This window comes from Campylobacter sp. RM16188 (assembly GCF_012978795.1).
In the GTDB taxonomy this organism is placed as follows: Bacteria; Campylobacterota; Campylobacteria; order Campylobacterales; family Campylobacteraceae; genus Campylobacter_A; species Campylobacter_A canis.
In genome coordinates this window covers 1-21392 of record NZ_LIWQ01000013.1, presented here as the reverse complement: position 1 = coordinate 21392, position 21392 = coordinate 1, and the positions used below count along the sequence as shown (strand labels likewise).

At 38.5% G+C, this 21392-nt stretch carries 17 protein-coding genes and 5 tRNA genes; all 22 read left to right on the top strand.

What is annotated here, in order from left to right; all coding sequences use genetic code 11:
• Positions 1 to 94 precede the first annotated feature (94 nt).
• A complete protein-coding gene (locus tag CDOM16188_RS08560) occupies positions 95 to 1456 on the top strand; it encodes a TolC family protein (protein ID WP_172201373.1) in 1362 nt (453 codons plus the stop codon).
• 74 nt (positions 1457 to 1530) lie between these two features.
• On the top strand, positions 1531 to 2151 hold the full coding sequence (locus CDOM16188_RS08555; protein ID WP_172201371.1) for a transglutaminase-like cysteine peptidase: 621 nt from the start codon (positions 1531 to 1533) through the stop codon (positions 2149 to 2151).
• A complete protein-coding gene (locus tag CDOM16188_RS08550) occupies positions 2151 to 4082 on the top strand; it encodes a LapD/MoxY N-terminal periplasmic domain-containing protein (protein WP_172201369.1) in 1932 nt (643 codons plus the stop codon). Before CDOM16188_RS08555 ends, CDOM16188_RS08550 begins: the two co-directional genes overlap by 1 nt.
• 4 nt (positions 4083 to 4086) lie before the next feature.
• Positions 4087 to 6219 carry a type I secretion system permease/ATPase gene (locus CDOM16188_RS08545; protein WP_172201367.1) on the top strand — a complete coding sequence of 711 codons (2133 nt, stop codon included), beginning with the start codon at positions 4087 to 4089 and terminating at the stop codon, positions 6217 to 6219.
• Between the two features lie 11 nt (positions 6220 to 6230).
• Positions 6231 to 7649, top strand: a complete 1419-nt coding sequence (locus CDOM16188_RS08540; protein WP_172201365.1) for an HlyD family type I secretion periplasmic adaptor subunit — start codon at positions 6231 to 6233, stop codon at positions 7647 to 7649.
• Positions 7649 to 8305, top strand: a complete 657-nt coding sequence (locus tag CDOM16188_RS08535; RefSeq protein WP_172201363.1) for a DUF5416 family protein — start codon at positions 7649 to 7651, stop codon at positions 8303 to 8305. The genes CDOM16188_RS08540 and CDOM16188_RS08535 overlap by 1 nt, the downstream gene beginning before the upstream one ends.
• Positions 8306 to 8315: 10 nt before the next feature.
• A complete protein-coding gene (locus tag CDOM16188_RS08530) occupies positions 8316 to 8927 on the top strand; it encodes a LuxR C-terminal-related transcriptional regulator (protein ID WP_172201361.1) in 612 nt (203 codons plus the stop codon).
• Between the two features lie 85 nt (positions 8928 to 9012).
• Positions 9013 to 9088: transfer RNA gene (locus CDOM16188_RS08525), tRNA-Thr, on the top strand.
• Between the two features lie 54 nt (positions 9089 to 9142).
• Positions 9143 to 9227, top strand: a tRNA-Tyr gene (locus tag CDOM16188_RS08520).
• An 8-nt stretch (positions 9228 to 9235) separates the two neighbouring features.
• A tRNA-Gly gene (locus CDOM16188_RS08515) sits at positions 9236 to 9312 on the top strand.
• 133 nt (positions 9313 to 9445) lie between these two features.
• Positions 9446 to 9520, top strand: a tRNA-Thr gene (locus CDOM16188_RS08510).
• An 85-nt stretch (positions 9521 to 9605) separates the two neighbouring features.
• Positions 9606 to 10805 carry an elongation factor Tu gene (tuf, locus tag CDOM16188_RS08505; protein ID WP_169940626.1) on the top strand — a complete coding sequence of 400 codons (1200 nt, stop codon included), beginning with the start codon at positions 9606 to 9608 and terminating at the stop codon, positions 10803 to 10805.
• Positions 10806 to 10858: 53 nt separating this feature from the next.
• Positions 10859 to 11032 carry a 50S ribosomal protein L33 gene (gene rpmG / locus CDOM16188_RS08500; protein WP_172201359.1) on the top strand — a complete coding sequence of 58 codons (174 nt, stop codon included), beginning with the start codon at positions 10859 to 10861 and terminating at the stop codon, positions 11030 to 11032.
• Positions 11033 to 11043: 11 nt separating this feature from the next.
• Positions 11044 to 11119 (top strand) — tRNA-Trp (locus CDOM16188_RS08495).
• A gap of 14 nt (positions 11120 to 11133) precedes the next feature.
• Positions 11134 to 11313, top strand: a complete 180-nt coding sequence (secE, locus tag CDOM16188_RS08490) for a preprotein translocase subunit SecE (RefSeq protein ID WP_169940622.1) — start codon at positions 11134 to 11136, stop codon at positions 11311 to 11313.
• 13 nt (positions 11314 to 11326) lie between these two features.
• Entirely contained in the window at positions 11327 to 11857 is a 531-nt protein-coding gene (gene nusG, locus CDOM16188_RS08485; protein WP_169940620.1) for a transcription termination/antitermination protein NusG, read from the top strand.
• Between the two features lie 10 nt (positions 11858 to 11867).
• The gene (gene rplK, locus CDOM16188_RS08480; RefSeq protein ID WP_169940618.1) at positions 11868 to 12293 is read left to right on the top strand and encodes a 50S ribosomal protein L11; all 426 of its coding nucleotides are present in this window, start codon (positions 11868 to 11870) and stop codon (positions 12291 to 12293) included.
• A 63-nt stretch (positions 12294 to 12356) separates the two neighbouring features.
• Entirely contained in the window at positions 12357 to 13061 is a 705-nt protein-coding gene (gene rplA / locus CDOM16188_RS08475; protein WP_172201357.1) for a 50S ribosomal protein L1, read from the top strand.
• A 103-nt stretch (positions 13062 to 13164) separates the two neighbouring features.
• Positions 13165 to 13647: a 50S ribosomal protein L10 gene (gene rplJ, locus CDOM16188_RS08470; protein ID WP_172201355.1), complete on the top strand. Its 483-nt coding sequence runs from the start codon at positions 13165 to 13167 to the stop codon at positions 13645 to 13647.
• Positions 13648 to 13666: 19 nt separating this feature from the next.
• The gene (gene rplL / locus CDOM16188_RS08465; RefSeq protein ID WP_169940612.1) at positions 13667 to 14041 is read left to right on the top strand and encodes a 50S ribosomal protein L7/L12; all 375 of its coding nucleotides are present in this window, start codon (positions 13667 to 13669) and stop codon (positions 14039 to 14041) included.
• 117 nt (positions 14042 to 14158) lie between these two features.
• Positions 14159 to 18298, top strand: a complete 4140-nt coding sequence (gene rpoB, locus CDOM16188_RS08460) for a DNA-directed RNA polymerase subunit beta (RefSeq protein WP_172201353.1) — start codon at positions 14159 to 14161, stop codon at positions 18296 to 18298.
• Positions 18291 to 21392: DNA-directed RNA polymerase subunit beta' (gene rpoC, locus CDOM16188_RS08455; RefSeq protein ID WP_172201351.1), on the top strand; the 3102-nt coding region annotated here is incomplete at its 3' end. The genes rpoB and rpoC, both read left to right, overlap by 8 nt.

Genomic DNA, 21392 nt, shown 5'->3' with positions numbered 1-21392 from the left:
CATTAAATAAATTTTAGATATTATATTAATGTAAGCTAAAATGTTAATTTGTAACAAGATAGTAATAAGTATAAAATTAATTTAAGGATTTATTATGAGAAAGATCGCTTTAGTGAGTTTAGTGGCTTCGGTCGTGCTGTTTGCAAATCAAAATACATCGGTTACATCGGGTGATAAAGTCTCTCTTTTGGATGCCGTAAGAACTGTTTTGCAGGATAACCCAAATTTAAAAGAGACGGAATTTGCTTATTTGCAAGTAGGAAAAGATCTAAATATAGCAAATAATGCCTACTACCCAACTCTGGATGCGTATGGAACATACGGATATGAAAGAGAAAAGATAGATAACGACATAACCGTTCAAAAAGGAAGTGGTAAAAAGCTAACGGCAGGCGTTACTTTAGTAGAAAATTTATATAACGGCAGTGCCGATAAAAACAGAATAAAATCTCAAAGCCACAGACTTGACGCGGCAGCTTACAGCATAGCTCAAAAAGCAGATAGACTTATGCTTCAAGTTGTTGATGCGTATCTAGCAGTAATTAGAAATAAAGAGCTTCTTGATATCTCAAGAGCTAATGTAAAGACTCACCAAGGCATCTACGGTCAAATTAAAGATAGAACGCAATCAGGCTTTGCTCGCGGTTCGGAAGAGAGACAAGCTGGTTCTCGTCTGACTTTAGCTCAAGCGAATTTGGTTTCTCAGGAAAATAACTATCTTGATGCGCTTACTACGTTTGAGAAGCTATATGGCGCTAGAGTGGATGCAGCCATGCTTACTACTCCTGTGTTTGACCAAGTTCTTCCTGCCACAGAAGAGATGGTTTATGCAACGGCTATGAGATGTAATCCTACTGTTCTTTTAAAAGATGCAAATATGAAAATGGCACAATCTGTCGTAAGAGAGAAAAATGCTCCGTTTAGACCGAAACTTGATCTTGAAGCATCTGCCGGATATGAGAAAAATGACGTATTCTATGATGATTATAAAGACACAAAATATGACGTGCTCTTAAGACTTAAATATAACCTTTATAACAAAAATACCGACAAGCTAGAAAAAGAAAAGAGCAAGCTAGCCGTTACTGAATCAATGCACGCTATCGAAACCGTAAAAAGAGATCTTTCAGAGAGTCTTAAATTCTCATGGCAGACATATGTTTTAAATCAAGAAAAGATTAAATTTTTAGAAAAACACGTTGCTTACGCTAAACAGACACTTGATTCTTATAGAGATGAATTTAGAATAGGAAGACGCGATCTTATCAACCTTCTTGACGCTGAAAGCGAGTACAACAACGCTCTTGAAGAGATGATAAATACAAAAAGCGCACTTTTATACTCTAAGTATAGGTTGCTTGATAATATGGGTATGCTAACGGATAGCTTCGAGCCTGGATTTGCTAAAAAATATATCCAAGGCGCTTGCTCTATCCAAGACGATCTTAATAAATAATATCTAAGCACAAGCAAGAGTCAAGGATGATTCGCCGTCTGATTACGGACAAATTTATATATACGGCACTCTTAATGAGTGCCTTTTTTTTATTTACACTTCTGGCTGAAAATGAATTCATCAAAGCCGCCACTTATGAAAAGATCGCTAAAATTTACGGCGATAATGCAAAACAAAGAGTAATCAGACTAAACAAGCTTATGGTTGAGTTAAAAGACGCTAGTGAGCAAGAGAAGCTAGTTAAGGTTAATGATTTTTTTAATCAGCTTATGTGGAAAGACGATAAAGAGGTTTGGAATCAGAAGGACTATTGGGCTACGAGGATGGAATTTTTAGGTAAAGGCGCAGGAGATTGCGAAGATTTCGTTACGGCAAAATATTTTACTTTAAAACAACTCGGAGTTCCTACCGAAAAGCTTTATTTTACTTACGTTAAAGCCGTTGAGTTTAACCAAGCTCATATGGTTTTGTCTTATTATGATAGTCCAAAATCAATTCCTCTAGTTTTAGATAATATAGTTTCAAAGATTAAAATAGCCACACAGAGAAAAGATCTAATCCCTGTTTATAGCTTTAACGGTGATTCGCTATTTTTATCCAAGCAAGAGGGCTTGGGACAGGCGGTTCCCGGGGGAAATAAAAAGCAAAATCCAAAATGGCTAAATTTGATTGATAGAATGAAAGAGGATGGTTAATGACACTTTTTAAACAGATTATGTTGGCAATTATATCGTTTGGGTTGTTGCTATTTATCGCTGTGGGTATATTAAATTTTACTACTATAAACAACTACATCGCAACTCAGCTTAGTACAAACGCAAGGCACACCGCCAACTCTCTTGGACTTGCTATAAAATCCGTTGGCGATTTGGAGGATATATCAAGCGTAGAAGTTATGATAAATTCGATATTTGACAGCGGATACTATTCGATGATAAAGCTTGTTGACGTGGATGGCAATACTCTTGTAGAAAGTTCTCAGCCTACCGTAGTAAGTGGCGTTCCTAGCTGGTTTGTTAAAAACATAAAGCTTGATGCTCCTATTGAAAGTAGCGAGATAATGCTTGGCTGGAGTAAATTCGGCACTCTTTACGTACAAAGCAATACCGGCATTGCGTATTACGAACTATACAACATCGTTAAAAACGTATTTTATATACTATTTTCAATGATGCTTTTAGCGCTTTTATTAAGCTATTTTGGGCTTAAATTTATATTTACTCCTCTTAGAAAAGTTCAAGCTCAGGCTGAAGCTATCCTTGAAAATAGATTTATTATTCAGGATAAAGTTCCATTTACTATCGATATAAAACGTATGGTTTTAGCCATGAATAGCATGGTAGGTAAAGTAAAAGACATATTTGAACAAGGAGCAAAGACTCTTAGTAGGTATGAAGAATTGCTTTATAAGGACGATCAGACAGGACTATTTAACAGAAGGTATTTTCAGAATAAATTCGGTGATTTTTTATCTAGCGAAGAGTATTCAAGCGGCTCTGTGATGATGATTTCATGCAAGGATTTAAGAGAGCTTAAAAAGGATTTAGGCTTTGAAAAATGGCAGAATTTAGTAGTCTGTGTTGCAAACGCGATATCAGCTCACTCTAAAGATATGCTTTGCGCTAGACTTAATGAAAATGACTTTATCGTCGTGGCTCCAAGCTTTACGACATTTAAAACCGCAGAGCTTGGCAAGGAAATTTTGCTTGATATAAGACAGGAATTTGCCAAATTTAATATCAGGGGAGATGACTGCTTTGCTAACGGCTCGGTTGTGGATTATGCTCCAAGTAGCGACCTTAAAACTATCTTGATAACATCCGATATAACTCTTGCAAGAGCTAAAGGAAGCGGGAATTTCAGTATCAAAATTTATGAGAGCAATAGCGAAATTTTGCTTGGCAAAGACCAGTATAGATCGCTTATAACAAGCTCTCTTGAAAACAATATGTTTAAATTTGCAGGACAAAAGATCGTCTCAAGCACTCCTGAGCTTGAGCATTGCGAGCTATTTTTAAGGCTTGTCGATGATAGCGGCAAATGGCAAATGGCAAGCTATTTTATGCCGATGGTTAATGAGCTGAATTTATCCGCAAAACTTGATTTATACGTGTTAAACAAAGTTGCAAATATGCTTAGAGAAGACAGCTTGCCAAATTCGGCTATATCTATAAATTTAGGTAAGGATGTTCTTTCATCGACTCAGTATTTTGCGGAGATTGAGCTTATTTTACGCAGGATAAAACAGCACGCTAAATGCAAAATTTTTATAGAAATTCCAAATAAAGACGATATGGATATGTCAATAATGCTTAAGTTTCATCAAAAACTTCGCGAATTTGACTTTGGACTTGGGCTTGATCACTTTGGATTTGATGCCAAAAGTATTGAAAGACTTAAGGATATAAGTCCGAATTATGTTAAAATTCCGGCTAGAAATTTGATAGATTTTCTCGGCGAGAGCAGCTCCGAGCAAAAGCAATCTTTTGACTTTATAATGAGAAGCAAAGAGATAAAGATCATAGCAATCGGGGTTGAAAACGGCGAACAAAAAGCCAAGCTTGAAAACATCGGTATAGATTCGATGCAAGGAATGTTTATTTACGATATACAAAATATTGGATGAGAATATGCAAGAAAAATCAAAAAATGACGAACTCTTAGACTGTCTGGTTATATTTACCAAACTTCATAACAACCCTTATACCGCCGATGCACTTATTACGGGGCTTCCGGTTAGCGAAAACGAAAGCGTGGAGCTATTTTCTTTAAAAGGCTCTAAATCATTATTCACAAGGGCTGCCAAACGTGCAGGATTTGTTTCAACCTTAGTTAATAAAGATCTGGAGAAAATTTCGCCTCTTGTGCTGCCTTGCATACTTATATTGCGCGGTAAAAAGGCTTGCATTTTAGAGAGTTTTGAAGGCAAAACGCACGCTAAGATCATAACTCCCGAGATGCCAAACGGCTCAAGCAGCATTGAGATTAGCAAACTTAAAAAAGAGTATTTGGGATACGCTTATCTGCTTAAGCGCGAATTTGTGCCTGAAGATAATAAAACCCATCTGATTGATAGTCAGTCAAGCCACTGGTTTTGGGGTACTTTAAAGCGCTCTAAGAAAATTTATATAGATGTTATAGTTGCCAGTATAGTGATAAATTTATTTGTGCTTGCAAGTCCTTTGTTTACGATGAACGTATATGATAGGGTTGTGCCAAATAACGCCGTTGAGACGCTTTGGGTGCTTGCTCTTGGCGTAGGCGTTGTGTATATGCTTGATCTGTTTTTGAAATTTATACGAACCTATTTTCTTGATATAGCGGGTAAAAAAAGCGACATCATCATGAGCTCTTTGCTTTTTGAGCGAGTTATGGATATCAAGCTGTCCGTTAAACCAAAATCGGTAGGCTCTTTTGCAAACAACCTTCGAGAATTTGATACAGTTAGAAATTTCTTTACTTCAAGCACTCTAACTGTGCTTGTGGATCTGCCTTTTGCGCTTTTGTTTTTATTTGTGATCTATTTTATCGGTGGACTCATGGTGCTGGTGCCTTTGGTGTTTATCGTTATTATCGTAATTTATACTTTGCTTATCAAAGATCCGCTGCAAGCCAGCATTAAAGGCACCTTTGAGGCAAGCGCCAAGAAAAACGGAATTTTGATTGAAACCCTAAATGGTCTTGAAACGATAAAAACTATGGGCGCTACGGGCCATGCGCAGTGGAACTGGGAGGAAGCTACGGGTGAAATTGCCAACAAAAGCATAAAATCAAAGCTGATTTCAGCCTCAATTAGCACCGTTACATCTTTTCTTGTTCAGCTTAATACTATAGCCGTAGTGGTATGCGGCGTATATATGATACAGGATATGAATTTGACAATGGGTGGGCTTATAGCATCTGTTATGCTCTCTTCGCGAGCGATTGCTCCTATGGGACAAGTTGCTTCGCTTTTAGCAAATTTCGAGCAGACAAAGACTGCTTATGAGAGCTTGCAAAAGATAATGGAAATGCCTGTTGAGAGACCTGACGGAAAGAAATTTGTAAGAAGAACAAATTTTGCAGGAAAGATTGAGTTTAAAAACGTAAGTTTTACATATCCTGAAAGTACAAAAGCCTCTCTTGATAGGGTAAATTTTACTATAAATGCAGGCGAAAAAGTAGGTCTTATAGGTAGAAACGGCTCAGGAAAAACAACTATAGAAAAGCTGATTTTGGGACTTTACTCTCCGACTGAGGGCTCTGTCTTGATAGACGGCATAGATATAAATCAGATAGATCCTGCCGACCTTCGCCGCAATATCGGCTACGTGCCGCAAGATGTTATGTTATTTAAAGGAACGGTTAGGGCAAATATCGTTTATAAAGCGCCTCATGTCGATGATATGCAGATAATAAAAGCCGCCAAAGTAAGCGGAGTAGATGAGTATGTCGATGCGCATCCGCTCGGCTTTGATATGCCTGTATTTGAAAGAGGTGAGGGTATAAGCGGCGGTCAGCGTCAGGCTATTGCCGTTGCGAGGGCGTTTTTGCTTGATAGTCCTATTATCCTGCTTGACGAGCCTACGAATTCTCTTGATAGTAGCGTTGAAAATAAACTTAAAAACAATTTGAAATACAATACTAAAGAAAAAACCGTGATGTTGATAACTCATAAGACCTCATTGCTTGATTTGGTTGATAGGCTTATAGTCGTTGATGGGGGCAAAATTTTGCTTGACGGTCCAAAAGATGAAGTTTTGGCTAAATTAAGCGGTAAATAGGCGGCAAGAAGATGGATAATAATTTAAAAAACGATATACAAAAACAAAAGCATATAGGTTTAAATTTAAACGACTCCGTTGATAGTATCAAAAAAACGGTTCAGTCAAAAAATTATGACGCTCACGATCTTCGCTTTATGTCAAGCTTGTCTGAAGCCGTGCTTGCTAAGGCGCCATCGGCTTCTAGGGGAATTTTATATGCAGTTTTTATCACTATCGCTTGGCTCATCATCTGGGCATCTTGGGCGGAAGTAGATGAGATAACCAGAGGTGCAGGCAAGATCATCCCTTCTGGTAAAAACCAGATCGTTCAAAACCTTGAGGGCGGTATAATCGAAGAAATTTTAATCCAAACAGGAGATGAGGTTAAAAAAGGTCAAGTGATACTGAAGATAGATAACAAGACTTTCTCGAGTAGCTATGGCGAGTCAAAACTTCGCATGGATGAGCTTCAGGCTAAGTACATGCGCCTTTTTGCCGAAGCAAATGACAAAGAATTTGACTACAACGAGACTAGAGATAAGGATATGGCTCAATTTGTTCTGTTTGAAAAGAGTCTTTTTGAGACAAATAAGGCAAGACTAAGAGAGCAGGTAAGTATATTTGAAGAGCAGATAAAACAGCGCAGAAATGAACTTGTCGAGCTTAAAAATAAGATATCTCAAACGCAAAATAGCTACAATCTAATGCTTAAAGAGAAAAATATCACCGAACCGCTTTTTAGAAAAGGGCTTGTAAGTGAAGTTGAATACTTGCAGCTACAACGAAGAGTTAATGATTTAAAGGGTGATTTAAATGCAGCTACTCTTTCGGTACCTAGGATAGAATCCACTATAAAAGAGGTTGAAAACAAGATAACCGAAACGAGGCTTGCTTTTAAAAACAATGTCAAAAAAGAGCTGAATGAAGTATCTGCCGAAATTTCAAGACTAAATGAAAGCCAGATCAATTTAAGCGATAGAGTCGATAGGACTCTTGTGCGCTCGCCGGTTGACGGTATCGTGAGTAAGCTTATGGTAAATACCGTTTCGGGCGTTATAAAACCCGGAATGGATATAGCAGAGATTGTTCCTATAGAAGATACTCTTATAGCCGAAGTTAAAGTTAAGCCGGCAGATGTGGCGTTTTTGCGCCCGGGCCTTAAAGCGGTAGTAAAACTTACGGCTTATGATTTTTCTATTTACGGCGGGCTTAACGGTGAAGTTGTGCAAATTTCAGCCGACACCGAAACAAATGAAAAAAGTGGCGAAAGCTACTATCTAGTTAGAATTCAAACCGAAAAGAATTTCTTAGGCAGCGAAGATAAGCCGCTTCGTATAAAAGTTGGTATGATAGCCAGTGCCGATATTATTACGGGTAAAAAAACAGTTCTTGATTATCTTTTAAAACCGATTTTAAAAGCTAAACAAAACGCTCTAAGGGAGCGATAGTGCAAACAAGAGCATTTGCGATAGAAGAGAGTGATAATTCTCACAAAATAGTAAAAGATAATATAAATAAAGCCGTTTATAGCGGAAAATTTGAGGAATATATCATTGCCAGATCGCATCTGCTTGTAGATACTCTTATAGTTACTGATATGATACATGAAAGAGACGGTGTAGATGTGATTAACTCATCTATCAAAGAGCTTATATTCAGTGATTGTGTTAAGAAATTTGATCAAGTTTTAAATGAAGTAAGCCTAAAGAGTCATGTAAATACAGATGAAAATTTTAAATTTGAGATTATAGAAGAGCTTTTTGATGAATGCAAAAGAGACTCTTGTGTGTATAAATTTGAAGAGGATATAAAAATTTTAGACGATATCGTAAGAAGCGTTAAAATTTTTATAAACGGATATGATGAAAGCAGTGAAAGCGTATATCTTGATCTGCAAATTCTTGATAATAAAAGCGTGTATAAGTATAAAATCACAAACGATACTATCGAAATTTCAATATCTACACATATGCAAGCTAGGGTTGTAAGCGAGTTTTTAAAGACGTTTGCCTATACGAAAATGTCTTTGGCTCCAAAAAAAGCAAAAGAAATTTATATTATAGTTAATGATAAACTTTTGTATAAATTTGATATAAAAATTTAAAAGAGTTACAGTGAAAGTCGGACTATACGCATCTAGCGACTCTCTTGTAAAAGAGTGGCAAAGTAAGCTGCAAGAGCGTGAAGTGATAGCCTTTGCTTCAGAGTCTGATCTTTTAATAAATATAGACACAAGCGAATGTGCCGTGCTTTGTGTGGAATTTTTTGCAGGCGCAAAAGATCTTATCCTTGAAATTTTACAAATTTATCCTGAGCTGAAAGTATTTTTGCTGTCAAAAGAGCCAAATTTTAGCGAAGGTAAGGAATTTCTAGCGCATGGAATCAAAGGATACGGTAACGCCCACATGCTAGAAATTCATCTAAACGATGCCGTTAAAAGTATTGAGGCGGGAAATGTCTGGCTGTATCCTGAATTTATCCAAAGCATGATAATGATGATGACTAAAGATAGCTCAAACGAAAAATCTTTAGTGACTCTTGAGAGACTAACGCCAAAAGAAAAAGAGGTGGCGAATTTTATCTATCAAGGACTTAGTAATCAAGAGATAGCCGAAGTAGCAAATATAAGCTTACGAACCGTCAAAGCGCATATTTCTGCGATTTTTGAAAAGACAGGCGTAAAAGATAGGATAAATTTGGTTGTTCTTATGAGAAAAAGTAGTTAAAATAACTTGATAAAGTGAAATTTGGCTCCAACATCCTTGACTTTAAAAATTTTTTGAGATATAATTCAGCTTTCACAAATTAAGTGCTGGTGTAGCTCAGTTGGTAGAGCAACTGCCTTGTAAGCAGTAGGTCGGCGGTTCAAATCCGTTCACCAGCTCCATTTTGTAACAGTGTTTGACCAGAAATACCAAATAAAATTATTAATGTTAAATAGGGTGAGATACTCAAGTGGCCAACGAGGGCAGACTGTAAATCTGCTGACTATGTCTTCCGTGGTTCGAATCCACGTCTCACCACCATGCTATACGCGGGAGTAGCTCAGTTGGCTAGAGCATCAGCCTTCCAAGCTGAGGGTCGCGGGTTCGAGTCCCGTTTCCCGCTCCAAGATTTGGGTAAGAATTTGGAGTGAAACTGGGAGCTGTAAAATTTTTATACATTTATACAGTCTGCCAAATTTATTCCATATAGTTGTTTATGTTTGTTTTATGAAAATTCTATATTGCCAAGCGTTTGTAACGCTCATATGGCTCAGAGGTAGAGCACTTCCTTGGTAAGGAAGAGGTCGCGGGTTCAAGTCCCGCTATGAGCTCCACGTATTTTACTAAAAATATAGATAGAATATAAAACAAGCATGAATTTTTAATTTTAAAGTAACAAATATCATTACGGAGGAAGATATGGCAAAAGAAAAATTTTCACGTAACAAGCCACACGTAAATATAGGTACTATCGGTCACGTTGACCATGGTAAAACAACTCTAACAGCTGCTATCTCTGCTGTTCTTTCAAGAAAAGGTCTTGCTGAGCTTAAAGATTATGACAATATTGATAATGCTCCAGAAGAAAAAGAGCGCGGTATTACGATTGCAACTTCACACATTGAGTATGAGACAGACAATCGCCACTATGCTCACGTTGACTGCCCAGGTCACGCCGACTACGTTAAAAACATGATTACAGGTGCTGCTCAAATGGACGGCGCTATCCTAGTTGTTTCTGCAGCAGACGGTCCAATGCCACAAACTAGAGAGCACATCCTTCTATCTCGCCAAGTTGGTGTTCCATATATCGTTGTTTTCATGAACAAAGCTGATATGGTTGACGATGCTGAACTTCTTGAGCTAGTAGAGATGGAAATTCGCGAACTTCTTAGTGAGTATGACTTCCCGGGAGACGACACTCCAATCGTAGCTGGTTCTGCTCTTCAAGCTCTAAATGAAGCCAAAGAAGGCAAGGACGGCGAGTGGTCGGCAAAAGTTATGGAGCTTATGGCTGCTGTTGATAGCTATATCCCAACTCCGGTTCGCGCTACAGATAAAGATTTCTTGATGCCAATCGAAGACGTATTCTCAATTTCTGGTCGTGGTACGGTTGTTACAGGTAGAATTGAAAAAGGTCTTGTAAAAGTTGGCGATACAATCGAAATCGTTGGTATTAGAGATACACAGACAACAACAGTTACCGGCGTTGAGATGTTTAGAAAAGAGATGGAGCAAGGCGAAGCAGGCGACAACGTTGGCGTACTTCTAAGAGGCACTAAGAAAGAGGACGTTGAGCGTGGCATGGTTCTATGTAAGCCAAAATCAATTACTCCACACACAAAATTTGAGGGTGAAGTTTATATCCTTACAAAAGAGGAAGGCGGACGCCACACTCCATTCTTTAACAACTATAGACCACAATTTTATGTAAGAACAACTGACGTTACAGGTTCTATCACGCTTCCTGAGGGAACAGAGATGGTTATGCCTGGCGACAACTTAAAAATTACAGTTGAGCTTATAGCGCCTGTTGCTCTTGAAGAGGGAACACGTTTTGCGATCCGCGAGGGTGGTAGAACAGTTGGTTCAGGTGTTGTTTCTAAAATATTAGCTTAATTTAATATTTTGATTTTTAGCGGAGATTTTTCTCCGCTTTTTAAAGGAAATTTATGGCAAAAAATAATAGTAGAGTAAAGATTGGTCTTAAGTGTTCAGAGTCTGGTGATATTAATTATACTACGACAAAAAACAGCAAGACAACTACTGAAAAGTTGGAAATTAAAAAATATTGTCCAAGATTAAAAAAACACACAGTTCATAAAGAAGTTAAACTGAAGAGCTAATATGCTCACTTAGGGCAATAGCTCCAACGGTAGAGCGCTGGATTCCAAATCCAATGGTTGGGGGTTCGAATCCCTCTTGCCCTGCCATCATAAGGTTGAAAATGGAAAAATTAACAAACTATTTAAAACTCTCTAGTGCAGAAATAAAAAAGGTTATATTCCCTACGAAAGAGCAAGTAAGAAATGCGTTTATAACTGTTTTTGCGGTTGTGGCGGTAGTTTCACTGTTTCTAGCACTTGTTGATGTGGTGATGTCTTATTCTCTTTCAAAATTAATTTAAAAGGTTGTAGGTTATGGCACATAAATGGTATGCGATTCAAACTTACGCCGGTAGTGAGATGAGTGTTAAGAGAGCTATTGAAAATTTAGTAAGAGATCATAATATAGAAGATCAGCTTAAAGAAGTTGTTGTTCCTACCGAAGATGTGATTGAGATTAAAAACGGCAAGAAAAAAATAAACGAAAGAAGCCTTTATCCGGGCTATGCTTTTGCACATCTTGATTTGGACACTGCGCTTTGGCATAAAATTCAATCATTGCCAAAAGTCGGGAGATTTATAGGTGAATCAAAAAAACCTACTCCTTTAAGCGATAAAGATATAAATTTAATATTAGAAAAAGTTCAAAAACGCGGAGCACCTAAACCTAAAATTTCATTTGATAACGGTGAGAGTGTTCGCATTATAGATGGACCTTTTGCGAATTTTACGGGTATAGTCGAAGAGTATGATATGATACATGGTAAGTTAAGACTTAATGTCTCTATTTTTGGCAGAAGTACACCAGTTGAAATTTTATATTCACAAGTTGAGAAGATAGTATAAGGAGAAGTTTATGGCTAAGAAAGTTATAGGCGAAATTAAATTACAAATTGCAGCAGCTAAAGCAAACCCAAGCCCACCGGTAGGTCCTGCTTTAGGTCAGCAAGGTGTAAATATTATGGAGTTTTGTAAAGCATTTAACGAAAGAACAAAAGATATGGCAGGATACAATATCCCTGTAGTTATCACTGTTTATGCGGATAGAAGCTTTACTTTTATCACAAAGCAACCGCCTGCTACAGATTTGATTAAAAAAGCAGCCGGCATATCAAAAGGTGCGGATAATCCGCTAAAAAATAAAGTAGGAAAGCTTACTAAAGCTCAAATACTTGAAATCGTAGATAGAAAAATCGTTGATTTAAACACTAACGATAAAGAGCAAGCTGCTAAAATTATCGCAGGTTCCGCTCGCTCAATGGGCATAGATATCATTGATTAAAATCCTTAAACCGCCAAGGATTTAAACTTTAAGGCGGAAGCACTTTAAAATGCGGAGAAATTAATGTCAAAAAAAACTACAAAAAGATTTAGCGAACTACTTAAAAAAGTAGATGCAAACAAAATTTATGCACTAGATGAAGCAATCAATACTGTTAAAACTCTTGCTTCTGCAAAATTTGATGAAACAGTTGAAATAGCACTTAAACTTAACGTTGATCCAAGACATGCCGATCAGATGGTAAGAGGTTCGGTTGTTCTTCCTGCTGGAACAGGTAAAACCGTTCGTGTAGCTGTTATCGCAAAAGACGTTAAGGCTGATGAAGCTAAAGTGGCGGGCGCGGATATCGTTGGAAGCGATGATTTGATTGAAGATATCCAAAAAGGCGTAATGAATTTTGATGTGCTTATAGCTACTCCAAATTTAATGGGTCTTGTAGGTAAAGTTGGTCGTATACTTGGGCCAAAAGGTCTTATGCCAAATCCTAAAACAGGAACCGTTACAATGGATGTTGCTCAAGCTGTTAATAATGCAAAAAGCGGTCAGGTAAATTTCCGTGTAGATAAACAAGGAAATATCCATGCCGGACTTGGTAAAGTAAGTTTTTCAAAAGAACAACTTAATGATAACATTTCAACTTTTATTAAAGCCATAAACAAGCATAAACCGGCAGCTGCAAAAGGAAGATATATCAAAAATGCAGCGTTGTCATTAACTATGAGTCCGTCTATTTCACTTGAGACTCAAGAACTTATAGATTTACGTTAATTAAATTTTATAAATTTATATCTTAGATTGGAGATAGCCGAGGTCAATAGACTTAATTGGACGACCCGCTCTGCTTGAAATCACCGGTCGGAAAGGAGAATGAATGACAAGAAACGAAAAATCTGAAATAATAGCTAAGCTTGAAGCCGAATTTAAAGATAATGAAGCGATTATAGTATGCGATTACCGTGGACTTAACGTTAAAAAACTTGAAGTGCTAAGAAATGCCGCAAGAGAGCAAAACGTAAAAGTTCAAGTAGTAAAAAATACTCTTGCAAATATCGCACTTAAGAATGCGGATAAAGACGGTATGGCTCTTAAAGATACCAATATATTCATTTGGGGCGACCAGCTTTCGGCTACTAAAGTTGCGGCTAAATTTGAAGAGACTAACAGTGAGTTGTTTAAGATTAAAACAGCACACATTGATGGCGAAGTTGCTAGTGTTGAAAAAGTTAAAGCACTATCTAAAATGCCAAGTCGTGATGAGCTTATTGCAATGTTATTGCAAGTTTGGAATGCGCCTATCCAAAATTTCACAATTGGATTAAATGCGCTTAAAGAGAAAAAAGAACAATCAGCATAAAAATTAGGAGAATTTAAAAATGGCAATTACTAAAGAAGATGTACTAGAATTTATCTCTAATCTTTCAGTATTAGAGCTAAGCGAATTAGTAAAAGAATTTGAAGAGAAATTTGGCGTAAGCGCAGCTCCGGTTATGGTAGCAGGCGCAGCAGGCGGCGCAGCAGCGGCAGAAGTTGAAGAGAAAACTGAATTTAACGTTGTTTTACTTGACGGCGGAGATAAGAAAATCAACGTTATTAAAGTTGTTAGAGCTCTTACCGGTCTTGGTCTTAAAGAGGCTAAAGATGCAGTTGAGCAAACCCCTTCAGTTCTTAAAGAGGGAATCAGCAAAGCTGAAGCTGAAGAAGCTAAAAAACAACTTGAAGAAGCAGGCGCTAAAGTCGAGCTTAAATAATATTTATTATTTTGTTATTTTTGGAAGGAAGCTCTCGGGCTTCCTTAATTAAATTTTAGATGCCACAAATTTGTGGCTCAATACTTTTCTTTCAAACTTATACCACGAGGTAGATGCATGTTAAACAGCTTATACTCAGGAAATCGTCTTAGAGTTGATTTTTCAAATGTCGCTAAAGAGATAGATGTTCCTAACCTACTACAATTACAAAAAAAGAGCTTTGATCATTTTTTAAATTTGAGCGAGAATCAAGGCGAAAGCGGTATCGAAAAAGTTTTTAAATCAATATTTCCTATACATGATCCGCAAAATAGACTTTCGCTTGAATATGTAAGCTCAGAGATCGGTAAACCAAAATACACCATCAGAGAGTGTATGGAAAGAGGTCTTACATACTCTGTAAATTTGAAGATGAAAATTCGCCTTATAGTTCATGAAAAAGATGAGAAAACCGGTGAAAAGATCGGTGTAAAAGATATAAAAGAGCAAGAAATTTTTATACGCGAAATTCCTCTTATGACAGATAGAATTTCATTTATTATAAACGGTGTTGAAAGAGTTGTCGTAAACCAACTTCATAGAAGCCCTGGTGTTATATTTAAAGAAGAAGAAAGCCCGACTGTCGTAAATAAGCTAATTTACACAGCCCAGATTATTCCCGACCGCGGCTCTTGGCTATATTTTGAATACGACACAAAAGACGTTTTATACGTTCGTATCAATAAACGCAGAAAAGTTCCTGTAACTATACTATTTAGAGCGCTTGGATATAAAAAACAAGATATTATAAAGCTATTTTACCCTATTCAAACCCTATCGATTAAAAATAATAAATTTTTAACTCCGTTTAATCCTGAAGACTATGTCGGCAGAATCGAATACGATATAAAAGATGAAGACGGAAATGTGCTTCATGAAGCAGGCAAAAGATTAACTAAGAAAAAAGCAGACAAGATAATAAGCGAGGGCGTAAAGTGGGTCGAGTATCCGACCGAAATTTTGGTTAATAGATTTTTAGCTTCTCCTGTTATCGATAAAGAGAGCGGAGAGGTGCTTTATGATACTCTTGCACAGCTTGATGAAAATAAACTAGTCAAAATTTTAGCCGAGCAAGACACTATAGAGATAGCAAACGATCTAGCAGCCGGCGTTGATGATGCGATTATAAACTCATTTATTGCAGATAGCGAGACTCTAAAGCTTCTTAAACAAACTGAAAATGTTGAAGATGAAAACGACCTTGCAGCGATTAGAATTTACAAAGTTATGCGACCTGGCGAGCCTGTCGTAAAAGATGCAGCAAAAACATTTGTAAATGACCTGTTCTTCAACCCTGAAAGATATGATCTAACGCAAGTCGGTCGTATGAAGATGAATCACAAGCTAGGTCTTGACGTTCCTGAATATGTAACCGTTTTAACAAATGAAGATATTATCAAAACGGCAAAATATCTTATCAAGGTTAAAAACGGACAAGGACACATAGACGATAGAGATCACCTTGGAAACAGACGTATCCGCTCTATCGGCGAGCTTTTAGCCAACGAGCTTCACCTTGGCTTTGTGAAAATGCAAAAGGCAATCCGTGATAAATTTACGAGTTTAAGTAGCAATATCGAAGAGATAATGCCTTATGATCTTGTAAATCCAAAGATGATTACTACGACTATAACAGAATTTTTTACGGGTGGGCAGTTAAGCCAGTTCATGGACCAGACAAACCCATTAAGCGAAGTTACGCATAAGCGCCGCTTATCAGCACTTGGTGAGGGCGGACTTGTAAAAGAGCGTGCAGGATTTGAAGTGCGCGACGTTCATCCTACTCACTACGGCAGAATTTGTCCGGTTGAGACTCCGGAAGGTCAAAACATCGGTCTTATAAATACACTTTCAACTTATGCTAAAGTAAATAACCTAGGCTTTGTTGAAGCGCCTTATAAAAAAGTAGTTGACGGCAAGGTAACCGATGAGATCGTTTATCTGACGGCTACTCAAGAAGAAAATAGTGTTATAGCTCCAGCTTCAACTTTGATAGATGATAACGGATATATAGTTGAAGACCTGATCGAGGCTAGACAAGATGGCGAGATGATACTTGCCAAGCGCGAAGACGTTAAGCTAATCGACCTTTGTTCGGGTATGATAGCGGGTGTTGCTGCTTCGCTTATCCCGTTTTTAGAGCATGATGATGCTAACCGTGCTCTCATGGGCTCAAACATGCAACGTCAAGCAGTACCGCTTCTTCGCTCATCCGCTCCTATCGTAGGAACCGGAATGGAGAGAATCGTAGCTCGCGATGCTTGGGAGGCTATCAAGGCAAAACGCTCTGGCGTTGTTGAAAAAGTCGATAATAAAAATATTTTCATTTTGGGTGAAGATGAGGTAGGTCCTTATATAGATCACTACTCTATGGAGAAAAATTTAAGAACTAACCAAAATACTACATTTTCTCAACATCCTATAGTTAAAAAAGGCGATGTGGTTGAAGCTGGACAAGTTATAGCCGATGGCTCTAGTATGGAGCGTGGCGAGCTTGCCATAGGTAAAAACGCACTTATCGCATTCATGCCTTGGAATGGATACAACTATGAAGATGCGATCGTAATTAGCGAAAAAATGATACGTGAAGATGCTTTTACAAGCGTGCATATCTATGAAAAAGAGATAGAAGCTCGAGAGTTAAAAGACGGTGTAGAGGAGATTACAAAAGATATCCCTAATATAAAAGAAGAAGATCTTATGCACCTTGACGAAAGCGGAATCATCAAGATAGGAACGCACGTAAAACCCGGCATGATACTGGTAGGAAAAGTATCTCCAAAGGGCGAGGTTAAACCAACTCCTGAAGAGAGACTTTTAAGAGCGATATTTGGTGAAAAAGCTGGTCATGTAGTAAATAAATCACTATATGCAACGGCTTCTATGGAAGGCGTTGTGGTAGATGTTAAAATTTTTACCAAAAAAGGTCATGAAAAAGATAGCAGAACTAATAAAACTTACGAAGAGGAAAAAGCGGCTTTAGAAAAAGAGCATCACGATAGACTTCTTATGATGGATAGAGAAGAGATGCTAAAGGTTACTTCTCTTCTTTCTAAAAACACTCTTGCATCGGCTCAAGCCATAGGCAAAAAAGAGTATAAAAAAGGCGAAAAGATAGATAAAGCTGAGCTTGAAAATATCAACCGTTTTACTCTAAACACTATAGTTAAAGGCTTCTCAAAAGATATTCAAAAGAAATATGACGAGCTAAAAGTCTATTTCCAAAACGAGAAGAAAAAGCTAAAAGAAGAGCACGATAACAAAATCGAAATTTTAGAAAAAGACGATATATTGCCAAGCGGCGTTGTAAAGCTAGTAAAAGTATATGTGGCGACCAAGCGCAAACTAAAAGTGGGTGATAAGATGGCGGGACGTCACGGTAACAAAGGTATCGTTTCAAACATCGTTCCTGAAGTTGATATGCCATACCTTCCTAGCGGACAGCCTGTGGATATAGTATTAAATCCGCTGGGCGTTCCAAGCCGTATGAATATCGGTCAAATTTTAGAAAGTCACCTTGGTCTTGTCGGATATCGTTTAGGTGAGCAGATAAATCAAATTTTCGAAGAGAAAAAAGGCGAGTGGGTTAAAGAGCTTCGCGCTAAGATGATAGAGATCGCTTCGGTTTCTAAATTTATGGATGCTAAAAAAACGCTTGCCAAAATAGATGATGAGCAACTTATCGAATACGCAAGAGATTGGGCAAGTGGCGTTAAATTTGCCACTCCTATATTTGAAGGCGTTAGAGTTGAAGAATTTGCCAAGCTGTTTGAGATGGCAAAAGTCGATATGGACGGTAAAACCGAGCTTTATGACGGACGCACCGGTTCAAAAATAAAAGAGAGAGTAAATGTCGGCTGCATGTATATGCTTAAGCTTCACCACCTTGTCGACGAAAAAGTTCATGCAAGAAGTACTGGACCATACAGCCTTGTTACACAGCAACCTGTCGGCGGTAAGGCGCTATTTGGCGGTCAAAGATTTGGTGAGATGGAAGTTTGGGCGCTTGAGGCTTACGGTGCGGCTCATACTTTAAGAGAGATGCTAACCGTAAAATCAGACGATGTTGAAGGTCGTTTAATGGCGTATAAGGCTCTAACAAGAGGCGAAAACGTCCCTGAAACTGGAATTCCTGAAACGTTTTTCGTATTAACAAACGAGCTTAAATCTCTAGCGCTTGATGTTGAAGTATATGACGAGGAAGATAACGATGAGTGAACTAAAACCGATTGAAATAAAAGAAGAGCAACGCCCGCGTGATTTTGAAGCTTTCCAACTTCGCTTGGCTAGCCCGGATAAGATAAAATCATGGAGTTACGGAGAGGTTAAAAAGCCTGAAACTATAAATTATAGAACTCTAAAGCCTGAGCGTGACGGTCTGTTTTGCGCTAAAATTTTCGGCCCGATTCGTGATTATGAGTGTCTTTGCGGTAAGTATAAAAAAATGCGCTATAAGGGCGTTAAATGCGAGAAGTGCGGTGTTGAAGTAACTAGCTCAAAAGTTCGTCGTTCGCGCATGGGTCATATCGAGCTTGTGACTCCCGTGGCTCACATCTGGTACGTAAATTCACTTCCAAGCCGTATAGGAACGCTTCTTGGCATTAAGATGAAAGACTTAGAGCGCGTGCTTTACTATGAGGCTTATATAGTTGAAGTGGCGGGCGAAGCGTTTTATGATAATGAAAACAGTAAAAAAGTAGAAATTTATGATGTTTTAAACGAAGAGCAGTATCAATCTTTAATTCAGCGATTTGAAGATAGCGGATTTAAGGCTAGAATGGGCGGCGAAGTTATCCGCGATCTGCTTGAAAATTTAGATCTTGTTGAGCTTTTAAATACGCTTAAAGATGAAGTAAGCTCTACAAATTCGGAAGCCAAGAAAAAAACTATTGTAAAAAGACTTAAAGTTGTTGAGGCGTTTTTAAATTCAGGCAACCGTCCTGAGTGGATGATGATTACGAATTTGCCTGTGCTTCCGCCTGATTTACGACCACTTGTTAGCCTTGACGGAGGCAAATTTGCCGTTTCTGACGTGAATGACCTTTACCGCCGTGTTATCAATAGAAATGCGCGTCTAAAAAGACTTATGGAGCTTGACGCGCCTGAAATTATTATCAGAAACGAAAAAAGAATGCTTCAAGAGGCGGTTGACGCTCTTTTTGATAACGGAAGAAGGGCAAATGCCGTTAAAGGCGCAAACAAACGTCCGCTTAAGTCGCTTTCTGAAATCATCAAAGGAAAACAAGGTCGCTTTAGACAAAATTTGCTTGGTAAGCGTGTTGACTTCTCGGGTCGCTCGGTTATCGTTGTAGGTCCAAAACTTAGGATGGATCAGTGTGGACTTCCAAAAAGAATGGCTCTTGAGCTGTTTAAGCCACACCTTTTAGCACGCCTTGAAGAAAAGGGCTATGCAACGACCGTTAAACAAGCTAAAAAGATGATAGAGGATAAGACGAACGAAGTTTGGGAGTGCTTAGAAGAGGTGGTAAAAGATCATCCTGTCATGCTAAACCGTGCTCCTACGCTGCATAAGCTCTCTATACAAGCGTTTCACCCTGTGCTAGTTGAAGGCAAGGCGATACAGCTTCATCCGCTTGTGTGTGCTGCGTTTAACGCTGACTTTGACGGTGATCAAATGGCTGTTCACGTGCCGCTTTCACAAGAGGCTATCGCAGAGTGTAAAATTTTGATGCTTAGTTCGATGAATATCTTGCTTCCTGCAAGCGGTAAGGCTATAACCGTTCCAAGTCAGGATATGGTTTTAGGAATTTACTATCTAAGCTTAGAAAAGAGCGATACTAAGGGAGCAAATAAAATTTTTGCAAGCGTTGATGAGGTTATGATAGCCGAGGAAGCGCACTGCCTTGAGGTTCACTCAAAGATTAAGACTATGATTGAGGGCAAGACGCTCTTTACGACTGCCGGACGTTTGATTATCCGCTCGATACTGCCTGATTTTGTTCCTGAAAATATGTGGAATAGGGTTCTTAAGAAAAAAGATATAGCGAATTTGGTTGATTATGTTTATAAAGTAGGTGGACTTGAGATAACGGCAGGATTTTTGGATAAGCTTAAAAATTTAGGCTTCCGCTACGCTACAAAGGCGGGAATTTCTATATCTATAGCAGATATCATCGTTCCTGAAGGAAAGCAAAAGCACATAGATAGCGCCAAGAAAAAAGTTCGTGAAATTCAAAACCAATACGGCGCAGGACTTTTAACAGATTCAGAAAGATACAACAAAATAGTTGATATCTGGACCGATACAAATAACGTAGTCGCAGGCGAGATGATGAAGCTCATCCAAAACGATAAGGGTGGATTTAACTCGATTTATATGATGGCGGACTCAGGTGCTAGAGGTTCTGCTGCGCAAATTCGTCAGCTTGCAGGTATGCGTGGTCTTATGGCTAAGCCTGACGGCTCGATTATCGAGACGCCTATTACCTCAAATTTCCGCGAGGGACTAAACGTGCTTGAATACTTCATCTCAACTCACGGTGCCAGAAAAGGACTTGCCGATACCGCGCTTAAAACGGCAAACGCCGGATACCTTACCAGAAAGCTCATTGACGTAGCGCAAAACGTTAAGGTTACTATTGAAGATTGCGGTACGCACGAGGGTGTTGAGATCACCGAGATAACCGAAAACGGAGAGCTTATAGAAAGCCTTGAAGAAAGAGTTCTAGGACGTGTTCTTGCAGATGACGTTATAGATCCGATAACAAATGAAATTTTATTTGCGGAAGGCACTTTGGTAGATGAAGAAAAAGCAAAAGCTATCATTGAAGCCGGTATTAAATCGGTAAGCATTAGAACACCGATCACTTGCAAGGCTGCAAAGGGCGTATGCTCTAAATGTTACGGTATAAATTTGGGTGAAGGCAAGCTGGTAAAACCGGGTGAGGCCGTAGGTATCATCTCGGCTCAATCAATCGGTGAGCCCGGAACACAGCTTACTCTTAGAACTTTCCATATCGGTGGAACAGCATCTACGGAGCAACAAGATCGTCAAGTTGTAGCTCAAAAAGAGGGCTTCATAAGATACTATAATTTAAACGTTTATGAAAATAACGGCAAAGATATAGTTGCAAATCGTAGAAATGCTGCCGTGCTTTTGGTTGAGCCAAAGATAAAAGCGCCGTTTGACGGAAAATTAGAGATCGAGGTAGCTCACGAAGATATCAATATAACGATAAAAGGCAAAAAAGAAGAGGTTAAATATACTCTTCGTAGAAACGACGTGGCTAAACCAAACGAGCTAGCAGGCGTTAGCGGTAAGGTAGAGGGTAAAATTTACATACCGTATGCC

Bases quoted from the DNA above. Each gene is read 5' to 3' on its own strand.
- CDOM16188_RS08560 (WP_172201373.1), top strand. From the start codon at position 95: ATGAGAAAGATCGCTTTAGTGAGTTTAGTGGCTTCGGTCGTGCTGTTT.
- CDOM16188_RS08555 (WP_172201371.1), top strand. From the start codon at position 1,531: ATGAGTGCCTTTTTTTTATTTACACTTCTGGCTGAAAATGAATTCATC.
- CDOM16188_RS08550 (WP_172201369.1), top strand. From the start codon at position 2,151: ATGACACTTTTTAAACAGATTATGTTGGCAATTATATCGTTTGGGTTG.
- CDOM16188_RS08545 (WP_172201367.1), top strand. From the start codon at position 4,087: ATGCAAGAAAAATCAAAAAATGACGAACTCTTAGACTGTCTGGTTATA.
- CDOM16188_RS08540 (WP_172201365.1), top strand. From the start codon at position 6,231: ATGGATAATAATTTAAAAAACGATATACAAAAACAAAAGCATATAGGT.
- tuf (WP_169940626.1), top strand. From the start codon at position 9,606: ATGGCAAAAGAAAAATTTTCACGTAACAAGCCACACGTAAATATAGGT.
- rpmG (WP_172201359.1), top strand. From the start codon at position 10,859: ATGGCAAAAAATAATAGTAGAGTAAAGATTGGTCTTAAGTGTTCAGAG.
- secE (WP_169940622.1), top strand. From the start codon at position 11,134: ATGGAAAAATTAACAAACTATTTAAAACTCTCTAGTGCAGAAATAAAA.
- nusG (WP_169940620.1), top strand. From the start codon at position 11,327: ATGGCACATAAATGGTATGCGATTCAAACTTACGCCGGTAGTGAGATG.
- rplK (WP_169940618.1), top strand. From the start codon at position 11,868: ATGGCTAAGAAAGTTATAGGCGAAATTAAATTACAAATTGCAGCAGCT.
- rplA (WP_172201357.1), top strand. From the start codon at position 12,357: ATGTCAAAAAAAACTACAAAAAGATTTAGCGAACTACTTAAAAAAGTA.
- rplJ (WP_172201355.1), top strand. From the start codon at position 13,165: ATGACAAGAAACGAAAAATCTGAAATAATAGCTAAGCTTGAAGCCGAA.
- rplL (WP_169940612.1), top strand. From the start codon at position 13,667: ATGGCAATTACTAAAGAAGATGTACTAGAATTTATCTCTAATCTTTCA.
- rpoB (WP_172201353.1), top strand. From the start codon at position 14,159: ATGTTAAACAGCTTATACTCAGGAAATCGTCTTAGAGTTGATTTTTCA.